Here is a 7,949-nt window from a genome sequence, read left to right on the forward strand (position 1 = left end):
CTCCGGTTAAACCTAAACTGCCAGTCGAGAACCCCATAGGAATAATATATTGCCAGGCGATCGCGAAAAAACCTCCCCACAATATTCCCATTATTACTCCACCTAAAACAGCAACGCTACTTTTAATTATTCCTAATACGAGACCTGCTACTGCTGCTGCACACAACACTCCCCAAAAGCTTCCAAAAATGGCATCTTGGGCAACGCCAACAAGACCTTTGCCACCCCCTGGTAGGGGAATTATTGGAACTGAAGGCGGTTTGAATTTGATAGAAACAGGGGTGAGTAAGGGTTGATATTGCCCCATTTTTCGAGTGATGATAATTGGTTTGGGTGGTGCTGGTTTTTTAGGGACAGTAGTTTTTTGTGGCGCTAATGATAAGAGTTTACGCTTTTTGACAGCAGGTTCCAAATGTTGTTTATTTCTTACTGCTTCCCTTGATGGAAAAGGGTCTCTTCCTTTTAATAGTTTGGTACGTTCGCACCACGGACAATATTTTAAGTGATTTCCATACAAATGCTGATGATTTTTCTGACAAGTCACTAGACTATTCTCTGACTCTCGCAACGCCTTCAACCAAGTTCTCGTATCTGGGCGCAACTCTGGATGTTGATGCCCTAATTCAAAACAGTCAATTAATAATTGTTGTATGCTGGGATGCAAAATTTTCCAATCTGGCGCAAGTGGTGTCGGGCGATAGGGAACTCGCTTTGTACTGTAGGGAAAATGACCTGCTTTGACTCGTGCTTCGAGAGTTGGAGGTTCGCCTCTACCTTTGTAAACTCCAGCAAAAGGGTGAGTTCCCTCCATCAATAGTTGAAATATTAATACTGCTACGCCAAATAAGTCATGTTCGGGTTTGCGGTCAATTTCCCGGAAACTCCGACCTTGTAATTCCGGAGGGGTGAATTCTGGTTTACCGACTGGACAACGGTAAATTTCTAGGGTATAGGGGTCGCGAACTTGAAATGAGTCGGTATCAACTAGGGTGACAAGAGCGGTATCGGTGACTAGAATATTTGATTCGTTGACATCCCCGATGGCATATCCACTGTTATGTAAAGCGTTGACTGCTGCCACTAAGTTACGAGCGGTGCGGTGGAGATAACGATAGTTGAACAGGGGTTTTTGTTGCCGACGGTTTCTAGGGTTGTAGAATATATGTATCGGTTCCGCTCTGGAAACACGAGGCATTAAAAAGCCAACTATTTGGTGTTTGTTATTGGTAGTGCGTAATAGGTCTATAGGCCACGCGATCGCTGAATGTCCGGTTCCCATAGGTGCGTCTGGTGGATGAGAGAACATTACGGTCAGTTTATGGGCATCCTCGTCTGTAGGTTTATGGTAAATTTTGGCCACTAGAGATGGATTTTGTACCACAGAATAGATACGACCTTCACCACCGCCACCAATTGGGTTTTGGGTGTCTAAGGTGATAATTTGTCCACTGAACTGACGTTGCAACCGCATGGGGTTTGGGTAAGTTTTCTAAGAGTATTTTTTAGTTTACAGTATAACCTTCATTTTTCAGTTTAGTTAATTATTTTCTTTCATTTGACAAGTTTGACTCTGGAAAGATTTCTCTAAAATGATTTGTGAAAAAAAATTGTAGGGGTTTCGTCTCCTTTCCCCAAGCTAAGATGGGATTTGGAAACCAAACCCCGTTAGATAAAATCTTACAACATACAGCGGTTTTCAGATTGATGAACCACATCGCCATAACCAAAAACCCCGTAGGGATGTTTTGCTGACGGAAAGTTGTGCGCCAGCAAAACGCTGCGCGACATGGAAAGCGGAGCATTCCGGAACGGAAAACGCATTTTTGCCTGTGCAATGTCCCTACTGTGGTCTAGTAATCATAAAAACCGCTGTAAGCGCGGATTGCTAGATCCCGATTTGTTGCATGAAAACATATAGCTGCCGCACTTGCTTGTGCATATGTACTTTATAATGCGCGGAAACTGCTGTAACTATTGGACAATAGATGAGTAAAACATCAATCTGAGATAGAAAAAACTGAATTTTTTACCTGTAAAGGTTTTGAGAGTCGATCTGTACCTCCTAACTATTGGACAATAGATGAATAGAACATCAATAATCGCGAAAGAGAGCGATATAGTTGCCGCACTTGCTCTGCGTTTGATGTGCGAACCAAAGCGGAATGGATGTTCTATCACTACTTTTATGCAACAAAGCCGATAAAAACTAAAAGAAATAGTAGTATTATTCGGAACAAAAGGGAAAAACAATAATTGATGTCAAAATTAATTGTCAAAATTTTTTAGCAGCCAGATAGAATTCTAAATTATCAATTATCAATTATCAATTATCAATTATCAATTATCAATTATCATTGTAAGTTTATGAAGATTCAGTAAAGATACTGATTTATGATAATTATTTAAGAAGCAGTATGTTATAGTTAATTACAGCAGATTCCAAGTATTTTTAATTTGGATATTAACAATTAAATAAATATTTGTAGTGCAGGATCTTGGTAGCTAAGGGTGTACGTCACGCTTGGTGGAATTAGCTGCAGTGTGCAGTAGCAAATTTGAATTTTGTCAATAGGAGGTTTATTAAGTGTTAAAGACCACTAAAAATTATTTATCATTAATCTTATCAGCATTTTGTTTAACAATTACAACTTTTAATCAAGAAGCTTATGCACTTAACGCTAGAGCTAGTGTAAACTGGACTACTAACAACACCAGTTCAAGGGATACAAATAATGATAGCGGTCGAGTAGAAAGGGCAAATTATACTCTGGGAAATCAAAATACAGAATGTGGTCAGAGAGAAAAGAGTCAAAATCAAAGAAGCTATTCTTATAACTCAAACAGAAATGAAACACTGGCATTGTCCGACTCATGTCAGCAGTCTGGAAAAGTTACAAGAGTTAGAGCTGCCTCTAACATGCAAGTAACAGAACAAAAAGGATCTTACTTCAACTGGCAACTCAATCTTGCTGCAATTGTAAACAGAGAGAATAGAAGCCCATCTGGATCGGCAATTGCTCGTGGTAGGGACCCACAATTCTTTGGTACAGAAACTTTCCTCGATAATATTTTTGATGAGGAAATCACTTTAGAAGCAGGGTCTTCAGTTTTTGCAGAAGATGAACAGGATATGGCTCGTACGACATTCAGTCGAGAANTCGGCAATTGCTCGTGGTAGGGACCCACAATTCTTTGGTACAGAAACTTTCCTCGATAATATTTTTGATGAGGAAATCACTTTAGAAGCAGGGTCTTCAGTTTTTGCAGAAGATGAACAGGATATGGCTCGTACGACATTCAGTCGAGAATCAACTGTACTAGAAAACCCTATTTTTTCAATAGAGATATTGGCATTAGGACTTTCTTCAGTAGATGCTATTGTTAATTTTAATTCCGATCCAAGTCTTACATTTTCGACTACAGCTTTAGATTTAGAAGCTCTTTTAGAAGATCCGACGAATGGACTTGGAACAAATGATGGTTTGCTATCAGATATATCTTTTAGTTACACTTTGGATCTTTCTCAGTTTGATCTGACTTCAGAGCAAACACTCAGTGGAGGAGGCCAAAGCTTTGCTGAATCTAGAACAGTTCCCGAACCAACCTCCAGTCTTGGTTTCATCGCTCTCGGTGCCGTTGGTGCAGTCTCAACCCTCAAACGCAAAGTCCAATCATCCAAAGAAAAAAGCTAGAAAAAGGTTTTTTGATAATTGATAATTGATAATTACCTCTGGTTAAAACCATCGGATTGACAAGCTAAGGAAAAAATTGATTTTTTTCCCCTTGAAAGGGGAGGCTTTTAACCTCAATTATTTAATTAATAATTATTAATTACCCGGTAATATTACAGCGGTTTCCGAAGTTATGAGGTACATCTATTGCGTGCTTTCCGGCCTGCACTGCAAGATTTTAACCATTTACCAAGGAAGAAGGCTTTAGTAATCTTGGAGAGAAGGCTTTAGTTATCTAGAAGAGAAGGCTTTAGTTATCTAGAAGAGAAGAAAGAAGGAAGAAGAAGGAAGAAGGAAAAACCTTACTAATTGTAGCTCTTTCCCCAACTTTTAGACAAACGATACCAACGGACATGATATCAATTCTAAATTATCAATTCTCAATTCTCATGACAGGGAGACAGGGAGACAAGGGGATTTTATATGAACAGAACCTCCTGCCTCCTACCTCCTCAATTCTAAATTCTAAATTCTCTTACCAAGGACTACCAACCAGAGTAAACCCCGCCCAATAATAAGGATGAGATAAATTATCATACTGTATATTTGCTAACACCGACGGTAACACCACCGCACGACGCGTTCCACTTCCCCTTAACTCCCCTTTTGTAATAACCACCTTTCCTCGCAACATTGCTAACTGTGCTTGTCTTAACGCCTCCGCCTTAATCTTAGCATTATTCAAATGAGTATAAAATTCTGTCATTAACCCCAATGTACCCTCATCACTCACATACCAAATACTAGCTAAAGCTGACTTGACTCCTGCTGCTACCGCTAACCCGGCAAACCCTAATTCCGCATTTTTATCGCCAAAAGCAGTGCGACAAGCAGACAAGACTAACAATTCTACTGCTGGTTCATTCCAACCAAACTCCCTAATTTGGTCTAATTTTATTTGTTCGTCACCCCATAACTGAATGTAGGAGGTGCTAGCTACACCGGGTAAAAATTCNCTAAAGCTGACTTGACTCCTGCTGCTACCGCTAACCCGGCAAACCCTAATTCCGCATTTTTATCGCCAAAAGCAGTGCGACAAGCAGACAAGACTAACAATTCTACTGCTGGTTCATTCCAACCAAACTCCCTAATTTGGTCTAATTTTATTTGTTCGTCACCCCATAACTGAATGTAGGAGGTGCTAGCTACACCGGGTAAAAATTCTGCATGAGTAGCTAAATGAATAATAGGATAAGGATAATTTTTACGTTCATTCAACAAGTTATTACGAGTAAAATCTTCATTGAGGAATTGACGACCCTGCCACAGTTTTTCGGAAATAATGTCTAACTCCACAGGTACTGCTGGTAAAGGACTTTGAGATGTAAATTCACTTGCTCCCATTGCTAATACTTTAGTATCTTCAAGAGAGCGATAATTAGTATCCATTAAACTGACACTGGGAATTAAACTAATACTATATTTTTCAATTAAAAATTGTGACCCATCATGTAATACTGCCAGAGGTAAAGTTCGTAAACCTTCATCCATACTAAACAGTAAAGTATCAATATTTGCTGCTTCTAATTCTGCTGATATAGGTGCGATGAGCCAATCATATAATTGTTGTGCTGATGGCAAATAGCTATCAGTATGACGGCGGGAAGGATTGATAATGTGTGCGCGTAAAGTCAGGGCATTTTTCTTAATTGCTTTGTACTTGGCTGCGGGGATAGTTTTAATAATTGGCTGACCATCTTTGGTATATAATATTATTTGTAATTGGTCTGGATAAGTGTTAATATAAACAACGGCAGATTCTTTTCCGGTTTGAGCTGCCATATCGGTTAAGATTTCTCGGACGTTTTTTGTCCTGAGAAATTGTGACTGTAAATCTACTCCTAAATAATTAGAATATTCGTTGCTACGAGTTTGTTCTAAGATGGTTATTACTTGGTCTGAACTTGTGGCAACTGTGAGAGGATTTGTATTAGGAGTGTCTATTATTTTTAAGATTTGTTGGGTGTCGGTGCTACTGTTAATGGATGATTCTGTCTGACTTTGGGCTGTTGTTGTGTTGGCTGTTTGGTTATTGTTACTGGGAGTAGCTGTCGAAATTATCTCGGAGGTTGTGGTTGTTGAGAAAGTGTTAGTTTCTTGGGAATTTGTGGTGGTATTATTTGTGGAATTGTTCTGGGAATTTGTTTGATTAATAACAGGATTAATATTGATACTATTATTATTATTAGAATTTACTGAGGTATTATCTGTATTTTGATTAACTCTTGGACGTTGGATATTGATAGATTCATTGCCAAAAGTTTGATTAATTTCTCCTATATTTTGCTGACCACCTGCTGTTTGAATATTGATGGCATTATTACCTGCAGTTTGAGTTACATTACCAATTGTTTGTTGACCGCCTGCTGTTTGATTATTATTAGCATTATTGCCGGCATTTTGATTAATATCTCCGATAATATTACCTCCGGCAGTTTGATTGTTATTAGCATTATTGCCGGCATTTTGATTAATATCTCCGATAATATTACCTCCGGCAGTTTGATTATTATTAGCATTATTGCCAGCATTTTGATTAACATCTCCGGAAATATTACCGCCTGCTGTTTGATTATTATTAGCATTATTGCCAGCATTTTGATTAACATCTCCGGAAATATTGCCCCCAGCGTTTTGAGTATTGTTAGTATCACCATCTGCTGTTTGATTAATACCTCCTGTGGTTTGGTCTCCACCTGAGTTAATCTCAATATTGGCATCTCCTGCTCCAGCATTTTGATCGATATCTTCTGTTGCGATATCTTCTGTTGCTTGTAACCTTAAGCTTCCTATTGAACCATCAGAGCTGATTTCAATAGCATAGGTTTGAATTGAGCCATCTGTTGCTGCCACATTAATTTCTCCAGCGCTGGTTGTACCAATGGAGCTTAAGTTTCCTGTGCCTACTTCTTCAGCGTTGATGATTATATTGCCACTACTTCCTGCCGGTGCTTGTGTCGTAACGTTGCCTGTATTTACTTGTGCTGTTTGACTCTGAATGGTTAAGTTGCCACTTTCTGTCATGCCAAAGGATGATACATTTCCTAAATTTACGCTTTCTAAGGCATTTATCTCGACGTTTCCTCCTGTTCCTTGGTCTGAGTAGGAATCTATTTCTCCTCCGGTAGCATCAATGTTGCCTGTTTCACTTTCTACTTTGATCTGCCCTCCCTGTTGCATTCCGTCAGAACGAATTCCCTGAATGNATGGTTAAGTTGCCACTTTCTGTCATGCCAAAGGATGATACATTTCCTAAATTTACGCTTTCTAAGGCATTTATCTCGACGTTTCCTCCTGTTCCTTGGTCTGAGTAGGAATCTATTTCTCCTCCGGTAGCATCAATGTTGCCTGTTTCACTTTCTACTTTGATCTGCCCTCCCTGTTGCATTCCGTCAGAACGAATTCCCTGAATGTTAATATCTCCAGGACTTCTGAGAGTGATATTTCCTGCTGTACCTTCAGTCGAATAGCTACTGATATTTCCAATGATTTCTATGCTGTTTTGACTGCGACTTTCGATTTCGATGTCACCTCCTTTTTGCATTCCTTCTGAACGAATGCTACCTGTGTGGATGTGACCTTCTGCGTTGAGTGCGACGCTACCTCCTTCTCCTCTTTCTGAAAAAGTTTCTATGGGTTTAGTGGCGTTAATTTCTCCTTGTCTGCTGATGATTTCTATATTTCCACCTGTGGTAGGTTTCTCTTGGTTGAGGGCGCTTGCTTCTAGTTTGCCTGTGGTAATATTTCCTGTAGCTTCGATGATGATATCTCCCGAACCATCTGGGGAACGGGAATTAATTCTGTCGGCGCTGGTATCTATTGTGCTGTTTTTACTGCTGATAATAATGTTTCCTGCTGTTCCTTGGGTAGCTTCTCCTTTGGGAACGGGAATTAGGGTAAAGTTGTTGTTAAATTCTAGTCTTTCTCTGATGAAACCTGATGCTAGGTCTATTTGACCTGTTTCTATTGCGCCATCCGCAATAATATTGATGTTTCCTGTGTCGCCGTCGTCGGCACCGGAATATATTCTGGCAGTCGTAGTGTTAATATTGTTTCCTGCTTCGAGAATAATATCTCCCCCTCTCCCTGCTCCCCCGCTCCCCTGCTCCTCTGGAGGTTCGGATGCGGAAATAATATTACTGTCTTCTGTTATGTTGATGTTGCCTCCTGCTTGGAGTGTAATTTGACCTCCGTCTGCGTCGGCGAAGGAGTAGATGT

Annotated in this window: 4 protein-coding genes and 1 pseudogene; 2 read left to right on the forward strand and 3 right to left on the reverse strand. The window is 39.8% G+C overall.

Annotated features, from left to right (window positions below; genetic code table 11):
* A partial coding sequence (locus AFK68_RS19995) for a helix-hairpin-helix domain-containing protein (RefSeq protein ID WP_094674480.1) occupies positions 1–1,471 on the reverse strand: 1,471 nt, incomplete at its 3' end.
* A gap of 1,113 nt (positions 1,472–2,584) precedes the next feature.
* Here AFK68_RS19995 and AFK68_RS20005 point away from each other — a divergent pair.
* The coding region (locus tag AFK68_RS20005; protein WP_210407513.1) for a hypothetical protein at positions 2,585–3,157 on the forward strand (573 nt) is incomplete at its 3' end.
* A gap of 124 nt (positions 3,158–3,281) precedes the next feature.
* Entirely contained in the window at positions 3,282–3,692 is a 411-nt protein-coding gene (locus tag AFK68_RS45790) for a PEP-CTERM sorting domain-containing protein (RefSeq protein WP_371357464.1), read from the forward strand.
* Between the two features lie 514 nt (positions 3,693–4,206).
* Here AFK68_RS45790 and AFK68_RS20015 read toward each other — a convergent pair.
* Both AFK68_RS20015 and AFK68_RS45795 read right to left on the reverse strand, forming a co-directional pair.
* Positions 4,207–4,686: CHAT domain-containing protein (locus AFK68_RS20015; RefSeq protein WP_168186565.1), on the reverse strand; the 480-nt coding region annotated here is incomplete at its 5' end.
* A gap of 1 nt (position 4,687) precedes the next feature.
* Positions 4,688–6,911: pseudogene (locus AFK68_RS45795) on the reverse strand (CHAT domain-containing protein); the annotation flags it as partial.
* Between the last annotated feature and the right edge of the window lie 1,038 nt (positions 6,912–7,949).

The sequence above is a fragment of the Hydrocoleum sp. CS-953 genome, assembly GCF_002260545.1.
Lineage (GTDB): Bacteria > Cyanobacteriota > Cyanobacteriia > Cyanobacteriales > Microcoleaceae > Trichodesmium.

Coding starts and splice junctions, on each gene's coding strand:
- AFK68_RS45790 (WP_371357464.1), top strand. CDS start 3,282: ATGGCTCGTACGACATTCAGTCGAGAATCAACTGTACTAGAAAACCCT.